The 17,551-nt window shown below is 69.4% G+C and carries 14 protein-coding genes and 2 tRNA genes; 9 read left to right on the forward strand and 7 right to left on the reverse strand.

All coding sequences use genetic code 11. The features are described from left to right. Nucleotides 1-39: 39 nt before the first annotated feature. Nucleotides 40-110 (reverse strand) — tRNA-Gly (locus ABD798_RS22620). Nucleotides 111-177: 67 nt separating this feature from the next. Between ABD798_RS22620 and ABD798_RS22625 the strand changes: the two genes are divergently transcribed. From ABD798_RS22625 to ABD798_RS22650, 6 genes are all read left to right on the forward strand, one after another. Further along, nucleotides 178-251, forward strand: a tRNA-Pro gene (locus ABD798_RS22625). A 257-nt stretch (nucleotides 252-508) separates the two neighbouring features. Next, nucleotides 509-1,855 carry a trigger factor gene (gene tig / locus ABD798_RS22630; protein WP_344877989.1) on the forward strand — a complete coding sequence of 449 codons (1,347 nt, stop codon included), beginning with the start codon at nucleotides 509-511 and terminating at the stop codon, nucleotides 1,853-1,855. A 208-nt stretch (nucleotides 1,856-2,063) separates the two neighbouring features. Beyond that, nucleotides 2,064-2,672 carry an ATP-dependent Clp protease proteolytic subunit gene (locus ABD798_RS22635; protein WP_086829335.1) on the forward strand — a complete coding sequence of 203 codons (609 nt, stop codon included), beginning with the start codon at nucleotides 2,064-2,066 and terminating at the stop codon, nucleotides 2,670-2,672. A gap of 32 nt (nucleotides 2,673-2,704) precedes the next feature. Beyond that, a complete protein-coding gene (locus ABD798_RS22640; protein ID WP_086829339.1) occupies nucleotides 2,705-3,331 on the forward strand; it encodes an ATP-dependent Clp protease proteolytic subunit in 627 nt (208 codons plus the stop codon). A gap of 252 nt (nucleotides 3,332-3,583) precedes the next feature. Beyond that, nucleotides 3,584-4,861, forward strand: a complete 1,278-nt coding sequence (gene clpX / locus ABD798_RS22645; protein WP_344877993.1) for an ATP-dependent Clp protease ATP-binding subunit ClpX — start codon at nucleotides 3,584-3,586, stop codon at nucleotides 4,859-4,861. An 83-nt stretch (nucleotides 4,862-4,944) separates the two neighbouring features. Beyond that, nucleotides 4,945-5,547 carry an RBBP9/YdeN family alpha/beta hydrolase gene (locus ABD798_RS22650; protein WP_344877994.1) on the forward strand — a complete coding sequence of 201 codons (603 nt, stop codon included), beginning with the start codon at nucleotides 4,945-4,947 and terminating at the stop codon, nucleotides 5,545-5,547. 265 nt (nucleotides 5,548-5,812) lie between these two features. Here ABD798_RS22650 and ABD798_RS22655 read toward each other — a convergent pair whose 3' ends face one another. The 3 genes from ABD798_RS22655 to fdhD form a co-directional block, all read right to left on the reverse strand. Continuing rightward, nucleotides 5,813-6,727: an alpha/beta hydrolase gene (locus tag ABD798_RS22655; protein WP_344877996.1), complete on the reverse strand. Its 915-nt coding sequence runs from the start codon at nucleotides 6,725-6,727 to the stop codon at nucleotides 5,813-5,815. Between the two features lie 129 nt (nucleotides 6,728-6,856). Beyond that, nucleotides 6,857-8,038, reverse strand: coding sequence for a CaiB/BaiF CoA transferase family protein (locus ABD798_RS22660; protein ID WP_344877998.1), 1,182 nt, complete (start codon nucleotides 8,036-8,038; stop codon nucleotides 6,857-6,859). After that, complete coding sequence (fdhD, locus tag ABD798_RS22665) at nucleotides 8,035-8,859, reverse strand: formate dehydrogenase accessory sulfurtransferase FdhD (protein ID WP_344878000.1); 825 nt, start codon at nucleotides 8,857-8,859, stop codon at nucleotides 8,035-8,037. Before fdhD ends, ABD798_RS22660 begins: the two co-directional genes overlap by 4 nt. Before the next feature lie 79 nt (nucleotides 8,860-8,938). On the opposite strand from fdhD, the gene ABD798_RS22670 reads away from it, so the two are divergent. Then, nucleotides 8,939-10,258: an OFA family MFS transporter gene (locus tag ABD798_RS22670; RefSeq protein WP_425549254.1), complete on the forward strand. Its 1,320-nt coding sequence runs from the start codon at nucleotides 8,939-8,941 to the stop codon at nucleotides 10,256-10,258. Here the strand turns inward: ABD798_RS22670 and ABD798_RS22675 are convergent. Together ABD798_RS22675 and ABD798_RS22680 are read right to left on the reverse strand one after the other, a co-directional pair. Continuing rightward, complete coding sequence (locus ABD798_RS22675) at nucleotides 10,255-12,549, reverse strand: FdhF/YdeP family oxidoreductase (protein ID WP_344878004.1); 2,295 nt, start codon at nucleotides 12,547-12,549, stop codon at nucleotides 10,255-10,257. The genes ABD798_RS22670 and ABD798_RS22675 overlap by 4 nt on opposite strands. A gap of 4 nt (nucleotides 12,550-12,553) precedes the next feature. Beyond that, nucleotides 12,554-13,324: a TetR/AcrR family transcriptional regulator gene (locus tag ABD798_RS22680; RefSeq protein WP_344878006.1), complete on the reverse strand. Its 771-nt coding sequence runs from the start codon at nucleotides 13,322-13,324 to the stop codon at nucleotides 12,554-12,556. A gap of 66 nt (nucleotides 13,325-13,390) precedes the next feature. Here ABD798_RS22680 and ABD798_RS22685 point away from each other — a divergent pair, with 66 nt between their 5' ends. Continuing rightward, nucleotides 13,391-13,996 carry a GNAT family N-acetyltransferase gene (locus ABD798_RS22685; RefSeq protein ID WP_344878008.1) on the forward strand — a complete coding sequence of 202 codons (606 nt, stop codon included), beginning with the start codon at nucleotides 13,391-13,393 and terminating at the stop codon, nucleotides 13,994-13,996. 6 nt (nucleotides 13,997-14,002) lie between these two features. Here ABD798_RS22685 and ABD798_RS22690 read toward each other — a convergent pair whose 3' ends face one another. Then, nucleotides 14,003-14,818: a hypothetical protein gene (locus tag ABD798_RS22690; protein WP_344878010.1), complete on the reverse strand. Its 816-nt coding sequence runs from the start codon at nucleotides 14,816-14,818 to the stop codon at nucleotides 14,003-14,005. 109 nt (nucleotides 14,819-14,927) lie between these two features. Between ABD798_RS22690 and ABD798_RS22695 the strand changes: the two genes are divergently transcribed. Beyond that, a partial coding sequence (locus ABD798_RS22695) for a valine--tRNA ligase (protein WP_344878012.1) occupies nucleotides 14,928-17,551 on the forward strand: 2,624 nt, incomplete at its 3' end.

Below are 17,551 nucleotides of genomic sequence, written 5' to 3' on the forward strand. Positions count from 1 at the left end.
AAAGCGGCGAAGCCACTGAGCAGGGTCGGCCTTTGGACGAGCGGGTGACGGGAATCGAACCCGCGTGGCCAGCTTGGAAGGCTGGGGCTCTACCATTGAGCTACACCCGCACGACGCCTCGTCAGAGGCGACGCTGGGAAGCCTACAGGCTCCGGCTAGGCTCGTGCGAGGCAGTACCGGGGTGTGGCGCAGCTTGGTAGCGCACCCGCTTTGGGAGCGGGGGGTCGCAGGTTCAAATCCTGTCACCCCGACGATGGGCGACCCGTGTCCGCAGGAATGCGCGGACCGGGTCGTCTTCGTATCGCCGGGGGGCCGAGCCCCCCGAGACCCCCCACGGTGCGTCGTCTCGTCGACCCGGCCTGCTCGCGTTGGTTCCGTCCGCCCGGTGGTTGATGGGGGCCACCGAAAGGTCTCGGTGGGGTCCACATAGACTCGGCGGCTGTTACCCGGGGCCGGATCCGGTTTGCCGGGGTTTGCGCACGCTTGTTGTCCGCACGAGGAGAAATACGTGAAGAGCACCGTCGAGCAGCTGAGCCCGACGCGCGTCCGGATCAACGTCGAGGTGCCGTTCGACGAGCTGAAGGCGAACTTCGACCGGGCGTACCGGAAGCTCGCCAAGCAGGTCCGCATCCCGGGCTTCCGCCCCGGCAAGGCCCCCGCGCGCGTCCTGGAGAACCGCCTTGGTCGGGGCGTCGTCCTCGACGAGGTGGTCAACGAGGCGATCCCGGCCAAGTACCTGGAAGCGGTGAACACCGGCGAGGTGCGCACCCTCGGCCGCCCGGACATCGAGCTGACCAAGCTGGAGGACGGCGACCTGCTCGCCTTCACCGCCGAGGTCGACGTCCGCCCGGAGATCACCGTCCCCGCCTTCGGTGAGCTCGCCGTCACCGTCGACGACGTCGAACTCGCCGACGAAGAGGTCGACACCCAGCTCGACGAGCTGCGGGCCCGCTTCGGCAGCCTGGTCGGCGTCGAGCGCGCGGCCGAGAAGGGCGACTTCGTCGTCCTGGACCTCTCCGCCACCGTCGACGGCGAGGACGTCGAGGACGCCAAGACCTCCGGCCTGTCCTACGAGATCGGCTCCGGCCAGCTCATCGAGGGCATCGACGACGCGCTGATCGGTGCCGCGCAGGGCGAGACCCGCACCTTCACCACGAAGCTGGTGGCGGGCGAGCACGTCGGCAAGGACGCCGAGGTCACCGCGGTCGTCCAGTCGATCAAGGAGCGCCAGCTCCCCGACGCCGACGACGAGTTCGCCCAGATGGCCAGCGAGTTCGACACCCTGGACGAGCTGAAGGCCGACCTGCGCACCCGGCTCGGCCGGGTCAAGAACATGCAGCAGGGCATGCAGGCCAGGGACAAGGTCCTTGAGGCGCTGCTGGCCGTCGTCGAGGTCCCGCTGCCGGAGACCGCGGTCGACGCCGAGGTCGACGTGCGCAAGTACGACGCGCTCTACAACTTCGGCCAGGACGAGGACCGCCTGGCGCAGTGGCTCGAGGGTCAGGACAAGACCCGCGAGCAGTTCGACACCGAGCTGCGCGAAGCCGCCGAGGAGACGGTGAAGACCCAGCTCGTGCTGGACGCCGTCGCCGACGCCGAGCAGGTCGAGGTCAGCGACAACGAGCTGACCGAGCGCATCGTCTACCAGGCGCAGCGCTTCGGCATCAGCCCGGACGAGTACGTCCAGCGGGCCCAGCAGTCCGGCCAGCTCGGCGCGATCTACGCCGACGTGCGCCGGGGCAAGGCCCTCGCCGGGATCGTCCGCAAGGCCACGGTGACCGACGCCTCCGGCGCGGCCGTCGACATGGACGAGCTGTTCGGCACCGAAGAGCCCGTCGCCGCGGCAGCCGAGTGACGACTGAACCCTCCAGGTGTGCCGGGGTTCACCCCCGAAACACGCTCTGAGCGAACGCGGGCGGTGTCGGGACTACGACGCCGCCCGCTTTCGTTAGGGTCGGATACAACAAGATCCTCCCAGCAGCCGGCGGAATCCGCCGTGGCGCCCCGGTGGCGACACGAGATCTTCCAAGGCCACCGAACATCGTTGGAAAAGGCAGGCAGACGTGACGCAGCACGAGACCGTCCCGACGCCCATGATGCGGGCGAGCAGCAGCGGACTGAACCTCAACGACTCGGTGTACGAGCGCCTGCTCCGCGAGCGCATCATCGTCCTGGGCTCGCAGGTGGACGACAACATCGCCAACCAGATCTGCGCGCAGATGCTGCTGCTTGCCGCGGAGAACCCGGACGAGGACATCAAGCTCTACATCAACTCGCCCGGCGGCTCCGTCACCGCGGGCATGGCCATCTACGACACGATGGAGTTCATCGAGCCGGACGTGGCCACCTACGGCATGGGCCTGGCCGCCTCCATGGGCCAGTTCCTGCTCTCCGCGGGCACCAGGGGCAAGCGCTACGCCCTCCCGCACGCGCGGATCATGATGCACCAGCCCTCCGCCGGCGTCGGTGGCACGGCGGCCGACATCGAGATCCAGGCCCAGATGCTGGTCAAGCACAAGCGCGAGATGGCCGAGCTGATCGCGTCGCAGACCGGTCAGACGGTCGAGAAGATCGTGGCCGACTCCGACCGCGACCGCTGGTTCACCGCCGAAGAGGCCAAGGACTACGGCTTCATCGACTCCGTGATCAGCCGCGCCGCCCAGACCCGCTGAACCGCCGAACCGGATAGGAGAGCAGGAACATGATGAGCGAATCACGCTCCCCGCAGTCCAGGTACATCCTCCCGTCCTTCGTCGAGCGGACGAACTACGGGGTCAAGGAGTCCAACCCCTACAACAAGCTGTTCGAAGAGCGGATCATCTTCGTCGGCAGCCAGCTCGACGACGTCTCCGCCAACGACGTCATGGCGCAGCTGCTGTACCTGGAGTCCGCCGACCCGGACCGCGACATCGAGATGTACATCAACTCCCCCGGTGGCTCCTTCACCTCGTTGATGGCCGTCTACGACACCATGCAGTACGTCCGCCCGGACATCCGCACCGTCTGCCTCGGCCAGGCCGCCTCCGCGGCCGCCGTGCTGCTGGCCGCGGGCACCCCCGGCAAGCGCTCCGCGCTGCCCAACACCCGGGTGCTCATCCACCAGCCCGCCACCGAGGGCGTGTACGGCCAGGTCTCCGACCTGGAGATCCAGGCGAACGAGATCCAGCGGGTCCGCCAGCTGCTGGAGACCACGCTGGCACGGCACACCAAGCGCACCCCCGCGCAGGTCCGCGCCGACATCGACCGTGACAAGATCCTCACGGCCGACGAGGCCAAGGAGTACGGCATCATCGACGAGGTCATGCCGTACCGGAAGCTCTCCGCGAACTGATCTCGGCGCGCGAGAAGCACCCGCAGTAGACAAGTGGTCCTGCCTCGACACGCCGAGCGGCGCGGTTTCCGTTGCGCGCTCGGCGTGTTCGAGAGAGGCTTGTGACTCACTTACCGAGGACACGTTCGGAGCACGACAGTTCGGCAGACGTGTCCTACCACTCTCGCTTTTCCGGGTGGGACGGGTACCGTCGAGGACGTAGACGGCCAGGCGCGCGCACCCGTGCGCCGGAGGGGACAGAGGTCAACGGCCATGGCACGTATCGGTGACGGCGGCGACCTGCTGAAATGCTCTTTCTGCGGGAAGAGTCAGAAGCAGGTGAAGAAGCTCATCGCCGGTCCCGGCGTCTACATCTGCGACGAGTGCATCGACCTCTGCAACGAGATCATCGAAGAGGAGCTGGCCGAGGCCGGCGACGTCAAGCTCGACGAGCTGCCCAAGCCCGCCGAGATCCACGACTTCCTCGACCAGTACGTGATCGGGCAGGGCGACGCCAAGCGCACGCTGTCGGTGGCGGTCTACAACCACTACAAGCGGATCCAGGCGGGCGACCGGCTCAAGGACGGCCAGAACGACATCGAGCTGGGCAAGTCCAACATCCTGCTGCTCGGCCCGACGGGCTGCGGCAAGACCTACCTCGCCCAGACGTTGGCGAAGCTGCTGAACGTCCCGTTCGCCATCGCCGACGCCACCGCCCTCACCGAGGCGGGCTACGTGGGCGAGGACGTCGAGAACATCCTGCTCAAGCTGATCCAGGCCGCCGACTACGACGTCAAGCGCGCCGAGACCGGCATCATCTACATCGACGAGGTGGACAAGATCGCTCGCAAGAGCGAGAACCCCTCGATCACCAGGGACGTCTCCGGCGAGGGCGTGCAGCAGGCGCTGCTGAAGATCCTGGAGGGCACCACCGCGAGCGTGCCGCCGCAGGGCGGTCGCAAGCACCCGCACCAGGAGTTCATCCAGATCGACACGACGAACGTGCTGTTCATCGTGGCCGGCGCCTTCGCGGGCCTGGAGCGGATCGTGCAGGACCGGGTCGGCAAGCGCGGCCTGGGCTTCGGCGCGGAGATCCGGTCCAAGGCCGAGACCGACACCGCCGACGTCTTCGGCGACGTCATGCCGGAGGACCTGATCAAGTTCGGCCTGATCCCCGAGTTCATCGGCCGGTTGCCGATCGTGGCGACCGTGGAGAACCTGGACAAGCCGTCGCTGGTGAAGATCCTCACCGAGCCGCGCAACGCGCTCTCCAAGCAGTACCAGCGGCTGTTCGAGATGGACGGCGTCGAACTGGAGTTCACCAAGTCGGCCCTGGAGGCCGTCGCCGACCAGGCGATCCTGCGCGGAACCGGGGCACGCGGCCTGCGCGCGATCATGGAGGAGGTGCTCCAGCCGGTGATGTACGACATCCCCAGCCGCACCGACGTCGCCAAGGTCGTGATCACCGAGCAGACGGTGCGCGAGAACGTGAACCCGACCATCGTCGCCCGCCAGCCCACGCGCCGCGAGCGCCGCGAGAAGTCCGCCTGATCGGGCTATCTCTCCCGGCCAGCTGATGCGATCCCGCTCCCTCCAGCGGTAGTACTTGACTACCTCTGGAAGGGAGCGGACGCATGCGTCGGGGGTATGTGCTCTTGCTGCACGGCTGGACCGGATCAGGCACTGACCACTGGCAGAGCTGGCTCGCCGCCGAACTGCCCAAGTACGGCGTCGCTGTCGACCAACCCCGCTTCCCCGACCCCGCGCACCCGGACCTCGACGCGTGGCTGCCCGTGCTGCGCCACCGCCTCGGCACCGTCCCACCGGACGCCGACCTCGTGGTCCTCGCGCACTCGCTCGGCGGAATCCTCTGGCTGCACCACGCCGCGACGCTGAGCGGCCGAACCCGGCGCGCGCACCGCGTCCTGCTGGTCGCCCCGCCCTCCGCGAGCGCCGTCCACCCCGGCTGGAACGGCTTCCGCGCCGTGGCCCGCGACCCGCGCGGAGTGCGCCTCGCGGCCAGCATCACACGCATGGTCGCCGGTCAGGGAGACCCGTACTGCTCGCAGGCGGAGTCCCGCGCGATGGCCTCGGAGCTGGGCGTGGACCTCGACGTGATCCCCGGCGGCGAGCACCTCAACGCCGACTCCGGCTTCCACCGCTGGCCCGCCGCCCTCGAATGGGCCCTCGGCACCCGCCCCACCCTCCAGGCCCACGCCCCCGCCCCCACCACCTAGGGCCGGTCCTGCGCGTCATCGGGTTTGCCGGTCTTCAAGACCACCCAACCCCCGCCCCCACCGTCTTCAACGACGGCAAACCTCGCGAGGCTGCTGGGTTTGCGGCGGTTAACGATGATCGACAGGGGGGTTTGGTGGTCTTGAAGACACCCCGACCCCCAGCTGCTCGCGTTCCGCTTCTGCGCGACGTTCAGCCAGTAGGGCCTCGACCGCTTCCCCCGCCGGTGAGCGCGCTTGAGCGTGCTTGAGCGGGAGGGCGCGGCGGTCAGGGGATGTGGCGGCCGACGAAGCGGACCACGTCGGGCAGGACGCGGTTGTAGAAGACCTGGTTGTGGCCGCCGGGGCCGGTGGCGGCGACGACGGGGCGGGCGCGCTGGATGTACTGGCGGACGCCGGTGATGAAGCTGTCCTCGGTGCCGCACCACATGCCGACCTTGGCGCCGCCGTGCTTGTCGAGGTTGCGCAGCGGGTCCATGGAGGCCCACTCGGCCTGGTCGCGGAAGGCCTTGCGCTTGCTCATCTCGGTCCACGAGGTGATGAGCGCGGGCGAGATCGCGGCGATGGCGCGCACCGGGTCGCGGCGCTCCTGCCTGCGCCGGGCGTAGAGGAACGCGCCGAAGCCGCCCATGGAGATGCCGGAGACGGCGAAGGGCTTGCCCTCGGGACCGCCGAGGCCGCGCTCGGCGAGCCAGGTCGGGATCTCCTCCAGCAGCATCGCCAGCGGGTTGTCGTTCTGCTGCTGGTGCCAGTAGGTGTTGGCGCCACCGTCGACGGCCACGAAGGCGAACGGCTTGACGTGGCCCTTGGCGACGGCGGAGGCGAGCGCGCCCGCGAGGTCGCCTCCGGGCGCGGAGCGGGCGTTGCCGAAGCGGCCGTGCAGCAGCAGGCAGACGGGCAGGTCCTTGCTGGTGTTGCTGGGCAGGAAGGTGGCGATCTCCACGCTCTGCCTGCGGTAGGCGGAGCGGACCTGCTCCACCCGCATCACCCCGCGCGAGGGCGCGGACGCGAGCACGGGTGTGCTGCTCGGTGCCGGAGCGGGGGGCTTGACCCCCTTCTCGGCGTGGCGCAACGCCCCGCTGCCCGCGGTCACCCCGAGAGTGACCGTGGCGGCCGCCCCCGCGGCCGCTCCCATCAGCACCGTGCGCCTGACGACGCGGCGGTGACTGTTGCCCCCCTGCACGCTGAACCTCCCCTGCGAGCGCGGCGACCGAATCATCCCCGCACTCACTTGACGCACCTCAGGCCATTCTCGTTACCGATCACACGGAATTTATCCTGAGTGATCCGCCTCACACTCGAAAGAGGGTTGTCAGACGGCTCCCTTTTCGCGGAGTTTACGGGCGCTCCGTTCGTCGTAGCCCAGCCAGCTCAAGATCGCGTCGGTGTGCTGCCCCAACCGGGGGATGGCGGTCGGTGACCAGCTCCACTGCGTGGCGTCGACGGGCGGCCGGAGCATGCGGGGGTTCGCGCCGGGAGCGGGCACCTCGTGCCACCGCTCGCGCGCCGCGAGCTGGGGGTGCTCGGCCAGGCCCAGGACGTCCCGGGTGCGGGAGGCGGGCACGTCGGCGGCGTCGAGCGCGGCCAGCACGTCCTCCGCGGTCATCCCCGCGAAGACCGAGAGCAGTTCGGCGTGCAGCGCTTCGCGGTGCTCCACGCGCGATGCCACCGAGGTGAAGCGGGGATCGGTCGCCAGCTCCGGGCGGTTGAGCACGCGGGCGCACAGGCGCGTCCACTGCGGCTCGTTCTGCACGGCGAGGTGCACGGTCCCGTCGTCGCCGCACCGGAACGGCCCGTACGGCGCGATGCTGGCGTGGTGGGCGCCCGAGCGCGGCGGAATCCTGCCGGTGCCCGTCGCGTAGAGCAGCGGCTGCTGCACCCACTCCGCCAGCGACTCCAGCAGTGACAGGCGCAGCGCGGTGCCCTCGCCGGTCCGTTCGCGGTGGTAGAGCGCGGCCAGCACGGCGGAGTGCAGGTGGACTCCGCCGGAGATGTCGGCGACGGAGATGCCCGTGCGCGCGGTCACCTCGCCCTCGCCGGTCAGCTCGATCAGCCCGGCCTCGGACTGCACGAGCGCGTCGTAGGCCTTGCGCTCCGCGTAGGGGCCGCCGTCGCCGTAGCCGGAGAGCTCGCCGACGATCAGCTCCGGGCGGTCGGCGCGCAGCGTTTCCGCGTCCACGCCGAGACGACGGGCCGCGGCGGGGGAGAGGTTGCACAGCACCACGTCGGCGCGCTCGACGAGCTTGGTCAGGACCTCGCGGCCCTCGGGCAGCTTGAAGTCGAGGGTGATCGACTCCTTGCCGACGTTGGCCCACGCGAAGTACGAGGAGACCTCGCCGCACGCGCTGTCGTAGTGCCGCGCGAAGTCGCCGCCGTCGACGCGCTCGACCTTGATCACGCGGGCGCCGAGGTCGGCGAGCAGGCGGGAGGCGTAGGGCACCGCGACGGCCTGCTCGAGACTGAGCACCACGACGCCGGTGAGCGGACCGGTCATCTGTCCACTCTGGACTGTCCTGAGTAGACGTTCATCGACGCCTCCCTGAGAAAGCCGACGAGGGTCATGCCCTGCTCCTCCGCGAGGTCGGCGGCGAGCGAGGAGGGTGCGGAGACCGCTGCCAGAACGGGGATACCGGCCATCGTCGCCTTCTGCACGAGCTCGAAGGACGCCCGTCCCGACACCATCAGCACGCAGCCGTGCAGTGGCACTCGGCCACTGAGAAGTGCCCAGCCGAGGACCTTGTCCACGGCGTTGTGCCTGCCCACGTCCTCCCGCGCGACGAGCAGTTCTCCGTCGGCGGTGAACAGCCCTGCCGCGTGCAGGCCGCCTGTGCTGTCGAAGACGCGCTGAGCGGCGCGGAGCTTGTCGGGCAAGGAGAGCAGCGTGTCGACGCCGACCTTGACGCCGTCCTTCGTGAGGTCGTGGTGGCCCTTCACGCGCACCGAGTCCAGCGCCGCCTTGCCGCAGACCCCGCAGGAGGACGTGGTGTGGAAGTTCCGCTCGACGCCGACCTGAACGGGTGGGACGTGCGCGGCCAGCGCGAGGTCGAGGACGTTGTAGGTGTTCCTGCCGTCCTCGTCCGTGCCGTCGCAGTAGCGCGCGGTCCGCACGTCCTCGACGGCGGTGATCACGCCCTCGGAGAGCAGGAACCCGTGCGCCAGTTCGACGTCCTGGCCGGGCGTGCGCATCGTGACCGTGAGAGCTCGGCCGTTCACGCGCAGCTCCAACGGTTCCTCGGCGGCCAGCGCGTCCGGTCGACGCACCTCGCGGCCGCCGGAGATCCGCAGCACCTGGCGGCGGACGGTGACCCTGCCCATGAGGGCCTCCTTCCTCGGTTCCGGGTGACAGATCCCAATTGTGAGTTTATGTTGCGTTTCTGGCGACGGGAGGCGCTCTGTGGAGTTTCTGAGTCGTGCCCGCATCGTCGCACCGCCCGGATGGAGCCGGTGGTTGGTGCCACCGGCCGCATTGTCCGTGCACCTCGCGATCGGCCAGGTGTACGCGTGGAGCGTGTTCAAGCCGCCGCTGGAGGGCGCGCTCAGGCTCAGCGGAACCCAGAGCGCGCTGCCGTTCCAGATCGGCATCGTGATGCTCGGCCTGTCGGCGGCGTTCGGCGGAACGACGGTTGAGCGCAACGGACCACGCTGGGCGATGTTCGTCTCCGCCGCGTGCTTCTGCTCCGGCTTCCTGGTGTCAGCGCTCGGGGTGGCCGTCTCGCAGTACTGGTTGGTGGTGCTGGGCTACGGCGTGATCGGCGGGGTCGGGCTCGGCATCGGCTACATCTCACCGGTGTCCACGCTGATCAAGTGGTTCCCCGACCGGCCGGGCATGGCCACCGGCATCGCGATCATGGGCTTCGGTGGCGGAGCGCTGATCGCCTCACCGTGGTCGGCCGCGATGCTGGAGGGCTTCGGCAAGGACACCTCGGGCATCGCCGCCACGTTCCTGGTGCACGGCCTGGTCTACGCGGTGTTCATGACGATCGGCGTGCTGCTGGTGCGCGTGCCCGCTGACGACTGGCGCCCGCCGGGCTCGGTCGCTTCGGCGGAGCCCGTCGCCGTGGTGAACGTGTCGGCGCGCAACGCGATCCGCACCCCGCAGTTCTGGTGCCTGTGGATCGTCCTGTGCTTCAACGTGACCGCGGGCATCGGCATCCTGGAGAAGGCCGCGCCGATGATCCGCGACTTCTTCGCGGGCAGCTCCGCGCCGGTGAGCGCCGGCGCGGCGGCGGGCTTCGTCGCGTTGCTGTCACTGGCGAACATGCTCGGCCGGTTCGTGTGGTCGTCCACTTCGGACATCATCGGCCGCAAGAACGTCTACCGCGTGTACCTCGGCGTCGGAGCGCTCTTCTACCTGGCAATTGCCTTGCTGGGCAACACTTCCCAGCTGCTGTTCACCGTCTGCGCGATGGCGGTCCTGTCCTTCTACGGCGGTGGGTTCGCCACGATCCCGGCCTACCTCAAGGACCTCTTCGGGAGCTACCAGGTCGGCGCGATCCACGGACGGCTGCTCACGGCGTGGTCGCTGGCCGGAGTGCTCGGTCCGCTGATCATCAACGCCGTCGCCGACGCGCAGAAGGCCGCGGGCAGGTCGGGGCCGGAGCTGTACACGGCGTCGTTCTCCATCGTGATCGTCCTGCTGGTGATCGCTTTCGTCGCGAACGAGCTCGTGCGGCCGGTGCACCCGCGCCACCACGAGCCCGTCGCCGCGCCCTAGTTCCTGGGAACCAGCCGGATCACGATGGACTTCGACGTCGGGGTGTTGGAGATCTCCGCCGTGGAGTCCAGCGGCACCAACGCGTTCGCCTCCGGGAAGTAGGCCGCCGCGCAGCCCCGCGCCGTGGGGTAGGACACGACCCGGAAGCGCTCCGCCGTGCGGTCCTCGTCGCCCGCCCACTCGCTGACCAGGTCGACCAGTGCGCCGTCGGCGATGCCCAGATCGACAAGGTCGTTGGGGTTGACGAAGACCACGCGCCGCGCGTCCTTCACGCCCCGATAGCGGTCGTCCAAGCCGTAGATCGTCGTGTTGAACTGGTCGTGGCTGCGCAGGGTTTGCAGCAGCAGACGGCCTTCCGGGATGTGCGGCGCCTCGAAGGTGTTCGCGGTGAAGTTCGCTTTTCCTGTGGTGGTGCGGAATTCGCGGCTGTCGCGCGGCGGGTGCGGCAGGACGAAGCCGTCCTTGTCGCGCACGCGCTCGTTGTAGTTGGCGAAGCCGGGGATCACGCGCTCGATGCGGTCGCGGACGCGGTCGTAGTCGGACTCGAAGTCCTCCCACGGGATCGGGTGTGCCGAGCCGAGGACCGCGCGTGCCAGGCGCGCGACGATCGCGACCTCGGAGATCAGGTGCTCGCTGGCCGGAGCGTTGCGGCCACGGGAGCTGTGCACGACCGACATCGAGTCCTCGACGCTGACGAACTGCTCGCCGCTCTGCTGCACATCGCGCTCGGTGCGCCCGAGTGTCGGCAGGACGAGGGAAACCTCGCCGGGCACGACGTGCGAGCGGTTGAGCTTCGTCGAGACGTTGACGGTCAGCGCGCACGAGGACAGCGCGCGCTCGGTGAGCTTGGTGTCCGGCGTCGCGGAGACGAAGTTGCCGCCCATCGCGAAGAAGACCGAAGCGCGGCCGTCGCGCATCGCGCGCAACGAGTCCACGGTGTCGTAGCCGTGCTTGCGCGGCACGGAGATGGAGAACTCCTTCTCCAGCGCGGACATGAACTCCTCCGGCATCTTCTCCCAGATGCCCATCGTGCGGTCGCCCTGCACGTTGGAGTGGCCGCGCACCGGGCACACGCCCGCGCCCGGCTTGCCGATCATTCCGCGCAGCAACAACACGTTCACGATCTCGCGGATCGTCGGAACGGAGTGCTTGTGCTGGGTGAGCCCCATGGCCCAGCAGATGATCGTCCGTTCGGAGTCGATCAGCATCCGCGAGACCTTGGCGATCTGCTCGCGCGGCACACCGGTCGCGGCGTCCACGGCGTCCCAGTCGAGTTCCCGGACCTGTTTGGCGTATGCCGCAAAGTCGTGGGTGTGCGCGTCGATGAACGCGTGGTCCAGCACGGTGCCGGGCGCGGCCTCCTCCGCCGCGAGCACGAGGTGGCCCAGCGCCTGGAAGAACGCGAGGTCGCCGCCGAGCTTGATCTGGCAGAACTCGTCGGAGAGCGCAGTTCCCCTGCCCACGAGGCCGCTGACGTTCTGCGGATTCTTGAAGCGCAGCAAACCGGCTTCCGGCAAGGGGTTCACCGCGACGATGCGCGCGCCGCGCTTCTTCGCGACCTCCAGCGAGGAGAGCATGCGCGGGTGGTTGGTTCCGGGGTTCTGGCCAACGACGATGAGCAGGTCGGCCGACTCCACGTCCTCCAGCGAGACCGAGCCCTTGCCGATGCCGATGGTCTCCTTGAGCGCCGCACCGGAGGACTCGTGGCACATGTTCGAGCAGTCGGGCAGGTTGTTCGTGCCGTAGCTGCGGCAGAACAGCTGGTAGAGGAACGCGGCCTCGTTGCTGGTGCGCCCGGAGGTGTAGAAGATCGCCTCGTCGGGGCTCGCGAGGCCGTTGAGCTGCTCCGCGATCAGCCCGAACGCCCCGTGCCAGGAGATCGGCGAGTAGTGGGTTTCCCCGCGCCGCAACACCATCGGCTCGGTGATCCGGCCCTGCTGGCCCAGCCAGTAGTCGGACTTCTCGGCCAGCTCGGCGATGCCGTGCCTGGCGAAGAACTCGCGGTCCACGCGTCGCCGCGTCGCCTCCTCGGCGATCGCCTTCGCGCCGTTCTCGCAGAACTCCGCGAGCTTGCGGTGGCCCCGCGCCTCCGGCCAGGCGCACCCGGGGCAGTCGACGCCGTCGTGCTGGTTGAGCACCTTCAGCGAGCGCACCGTGCGGCCGACGCCCATCTGCTCGACGCTGCGCTTGAGCGAGACGGCGACGCCGGGGAGGCCCGCCGCCCACGCCTTCGGCTTGCTGACGACCAGCTCGGACTCGTCGACGTCGTGCTCCGGGGGCTTGCGGCTCATACCTTCATCTTGCGTCGTCCTTCGGCTCGGCACCAAGGGAACGCTTGCTGATTAGTGCTTCCAGACCGTCCAGCACGCGCGCGAGGCCGAACTCGAAGTCCATCTCCACCACGTCGAAGGCGCCCGAGCTCCGGAGGCGGTTCATCGTGGGGAAGCGCTCGGGATCGGCCAAGTGTTGCCAGAACTGTTCGCGGCTGGACCACCACTCGTCCTCCGAAAGGCCGGTGTGCCGTTCGGCCAGCCTGGCATCCACCGACGTCCTCGCGGCTCCGCGCACGTAACCGTAGAGGGTGTTGAACACGGCCACCATCTCCTTGTCCGACAAGCCGATCCCGCTCAGCGCCGCGAGCGCGGACTCGTAGCTGGTGACGCTGTTGGGGCCGAGGACCGGTCGGTGCCACGCGAGGTGCAGCACCCAGGGGTGGCGGTGGAACAGCGCCCACTCCTCGCGCGCGCAGACCTCCATCTTCGCCCGCCATCCGCCTTCGACGTGCTCCAGCACCGGGGACTCGGCGTTGACCGTGTCCACCATGACGTCCAGCAGCTCGGCCTTGCCCGGCACGTAGCGGTAGATCGACATCGTGGTGAAGCCGAGCCGTTCGGCGACCGCGCGCATGGACAGCGCGCCGAGCCCGTCGGCGTCGGCGATCTCGATCGCGGCGCGCGCGACGGCGGCCAGCGTCAGCGCGGGCCTGGGACCTCGGCTCGGCCGCGTCGGCTCGCCCCAGAGCAGCTCCAGGGTGCGGTGCGGATCGCCGCTGCTGTACTCGGTCATCGGGGCTCATCGTAGAACTGTGTGCGCTGTACACTGAACTGTGTACGACATACGCGGAGGTGGGCTGTGCGGGTTCGGGAAGCGGTGCGGGCCGAGGCGTCGACGATGGCGGAGGTCCTGGTCAGGGCGTTCGACGCCGATCCGGTGATGGGGTGGGTGTTCGCCGACCCGGAGCAGCGCAGGCGGGTCTACCCGAGGATGATGGCCGCGCTGATCAAGTACTCCTACCTGCACCGGGGCGGCTGCCAGGTCGCGGGCGCCGACGGCGCGACGGCGGGCGTGGCGCTGTGGGTGCCACCGGGCCGGGAGAAGGTCGCGCTGTGGCGCCAGCTCCTCGCCGGGGCGGCCATGCTCGCCAGCGCGGGTCCCGGGCAGTTCTTCCGGATCAGCCGGCGCGGAGCCCGGCTCGAAGCGGCGGTCAAGGCCGCGCATCCCCGTGAACCGCACTGGTACCTGGCCGTGCTCGGGACCGAGCCCCGTGCGCAGGGGACGGGCGTCGGCGGGACGCTGCTGCGCGCCAGGCTGGCGGAGTGCGACCGCGACGGCTTACCCGCGTACCTGGAGTGCATCGAGTCGAACGTGCCGTACTACGAGCGCTTCGGCTTCACGCTGATCAGCGACATCCCCCTGCCCGACGGCGGCCCCACCCTCCACGGCATGTGGCGCGCCTGAACCCGGTCAGGTGCAGGACTCGTCGGTGATGGGGTTGGTGGGGTCGAGGTAGTAGGACTCGTCGTGCTTCGCGGAGGGGCCGGTGGTGGGGGTGAGCCTGCCCTTGCCGAAGGTGGGCGCGAGCAGGCCCTCCTTCGCGGCGGCGCAGTCCATCATGAAGGTGAAACCGTTGGTGGCGCCCGGCCACAGCTTCCCGTCGGTGGCGTCCTCGTAGAGCAGGTACTCCGCCTCCCACCGCTCGGTCGCGATGCGGTCGGTCGGGTCGGCCAGGCGGCGCGGGTCGTCGTGGTGGAAGGCGTAGGCCACGATGAAGTTGGTCTTCGCCACCAGGGCTCCGCGATCCCCGACCGACACGGTCATCGACCCGGTGACCCTGGGCGGGTCGGTGGCGAGGCGGAACTTCGGCGAGATCAGCGTGCGCGCCCAGCCCAGCTCCGCCTGCGTGCCCTTGATGTCCTTGTGCGACTCGGGGGCGAAGAGGTCGAGCACCGGCTGCACCGTCTTGCCCGTCAGCACCTCCGGGTTGAGCCGGGCCGCGACGAGCATCGCGCGGACCTTGTCGGTGAACGCGGAGACCTTGTCCGGGCCGTACTTGCCGACCTGGGCCGGTGGCGGAGCCACGAAGCCCGCGGCGCCCTCCGGCCAGTTCGCCATCCTGGTGCCGAGGAAGGCGTTGACCGGGGCGGGCGCCTCGGTCGAGGTCCCGTCGCGGCCGAGCAGACCGTCGAACCGGCCGTCCTGGTACATCAGCACGCCGACTCCGACGATGCCGATGACGGCCAGCGCGGAGACGATCAAGTTGCCCCGCTTGCGATCGCTCATGGACGGTCCCCCTGCCGAGTGAGTAGCGGCGGAACGCTAACAGCGTGCGCGGCCGGCGCGGGAGATGTCGGATGAAACCGTTTCTCGGCGCTCCGTAAACTCTCCAGGTGTGACCGAGACCCTTCCGCACCAGGCCAGCACCGAACTCCCCGCGCAGTGGGACCACGCGCGGGTAGAGGGCGAGCTGTACCAGCGGTGGGTGGATCGGGGCTACTTCACCGCGCGCCCGGACAGCGAGCGCCCGCCGTTCTCCGTCGTGATCCCGCCGCCCAACGTCACCGGCAGCCTGCACATCGGGCACGCGCTGGACCACTCGCTGATCGACACCCTCGTCCGCTGGCGTCGCATGCAGGGCTACGACGCGCTGTACCTGCCCGGGATGGACCACGCGAGCATCGCCGTCCACACGCTGGTGGAGAAGCAGCTCGTCATCGAGGGCACCTCACGGCGCGAGCTCGGCCGCGAGGCGTTCATCGAGCGCACCTGGCAGTGGAAGAACGAGTACGGCGGCAAGATCCTCGACCAGATGCGGCGCCTCGGCGAGAGCGTGGACTGGACGCGCGAGGCGTTCACCATGGACGAGGCGCGCAGCCGTGCGGTCCAGACGATGTTCAAGCGGCTCTACGACGACGGCCTGATCTACCGCGCAGAGCGACTGGTCAACTGGTCGCCGGCCGCGCGGTCGGTGCTCTCCGACGCCGAGGTCGACCACAAGGAGGTCGAGGGCGAGCTGGTCTCGATGCGCTACGGCGACGGGGACGCCTCGATCGTCGTCGCGACCACGCGCGTGGAGACGATGCTCGGTGACACCGCCGTCGCGGTGCACCCCGACGACGAGCGCTACAAGCACCTCGTCGGCACCTTGATCACCCAGCCGCTGACCGGCAGGCAGATCCCGGTCGTCGCTGACGACTACGTCGACCCCGAGTTCGGCTCCGGCGCCGTCAAGATCACCCCGGCGCACGACCCGAACGACTTCGAGCTGGGCAAGCGGCACGGCCTGCCGATGCCGACGATCATGGACGAGCAGGGCCGGATCGCGAACTCCGGCACCCGCTTCGACGGCATGGACCGCTTCGAGGCGCGGGTGGCCATCCGCGAGGCGCTGCGCGAAGAGGGCCGCATCGTCGCGGAGAAGCGGCCGTACCTGCACAGCGTCGGGCACAGCGAGCGCGGCAAGGAGCCGATCGAGCCGCGCCTGTCCATGCAGTGGTTCGTCAACGTCGGACCGCTGGCCAAGGCCGCGGGCGACGCCGTGCGCGACGGCAAGGTCAACGTCCACCCGGCCGACATGACCAAGCGGTACCTGGACTGGACCGACAACCTGCACGACTGGTGCATCTCGCGGCAGCTGTGGTGGGGCCACCGCATTCCCGTGTGGCACGGGCCGAACGGCGAGATGGTCTGCGTCGGCCCCGATGAGCAGCCGCCGACGGGTCCGGGCTGGCGCCAGGACGAGGACGTCCTCGACACCTGGTTCTCCTCGGGGCTGTGGCCGTTCTCCACCATGGGCTGGCCGGACAAGACCGAGGACCTGGCCAAGTACTACCCCACCAGCGTTCTGGTCACCGGCTACGACATCATCTTCTTCTGGGTCGTCCGGATGATGATGTTCGGCCTGTACGCCATGGACGGCGTCCCCCCGTTCCACACCATCGCGTTGCACGGCATGGTCCGCGACGGCCAGGGGCGCAAGATGTCCAAGACCCTGGGCAACGGCGTCGACCCCATCGAGTGGATGGACCGCTACGGCACCGACGCCGTGCGCTTCGCCATGGTCCGCGGCGCCAACCCCGGCACCGACGTGCCGATGAGCGAGGAGTGGGTCGGCGGCGCCCGCAACTTCTGCACGAAGCTGTGGAACGCCACGCGGTTCGCGATGATCAACGGCGCCAAGGTCGTCTCCAACCCGCCGACGATCGCCGAGCTGACCGACGCGGACCGGTGGATCCTCGGCCGCCTCGACGAGCTGACCGCGGAGATGAACGCCTACCTGGAGGACTTCCAGTTCGCGAAGTCCACCGAGGCGCTCTACCACTTCGTCTGGGACGAGTTCTGCGACTGGTACGTCGAGCTGGCCAAGGTCCAGCTGGCCGACCCGGGGCAGGTCGAGCAGACCCGCGCGGTGCTCGGCCACGTGCTCGACACCGTGCTGCGGCTGCTGCACCCGGTCGCGCCGTTCATCTCCGAGCAGCTGTGGACCACCCTCACCGGCAACGAGTCCCTCGTCATCGCCCCGTGGCCCACGCCGTCCGGTCGGCTGAAGGACACCACCTCCGCCGAGCGCGTCGCCTCCGTGCAGAAGCTCGTCACCGAGATCCGCCGCTTCCGCTCCGACCAGGGCCTCAAGCCGAGCCAGAAGGTCTCCGCGCGCCTTGTCGGCATCGACGCGGCCGGGCTGGGCGGGCTGGAGAAGGCGCTGCGCTCGCTGGTGCGGCTGACCGAGCCCGACGAGTCCTTCGCCGCGTCGGCCTCCTTCGAGCTGGGCCTGCACTCCGGCCCGGTCACCGTGGAGCTCGACCTCTCCGGGGCGATCGACGTCGCGGCCGAGCGCAAGCGCCTGGCCAAGGACCTCGCCGTCGCGGAGAAGGAGTTCGCGGGCACCGACGCCAAGCTCAACAACCCCAAGTTCACCGACAAGGCCCCGGCCGAAGTGGTGGAGAAGATCCGCGCGCGGCGCGCGGCGGCCCAGGCCGACATCGACCGCGTCAACGCCCGCATCGCCAGCCTCCC

The organism is Allokutzneria multivorans, assembly GCF_039537405.1.
GTDB classification, from domain to species: domain Bacteria; phylum Actinomycetota; class Actinomycetes; order Mycobacteriales; family Pseudonocardiaceae; genus Allokutzneria; species Allokutzneria multivorans.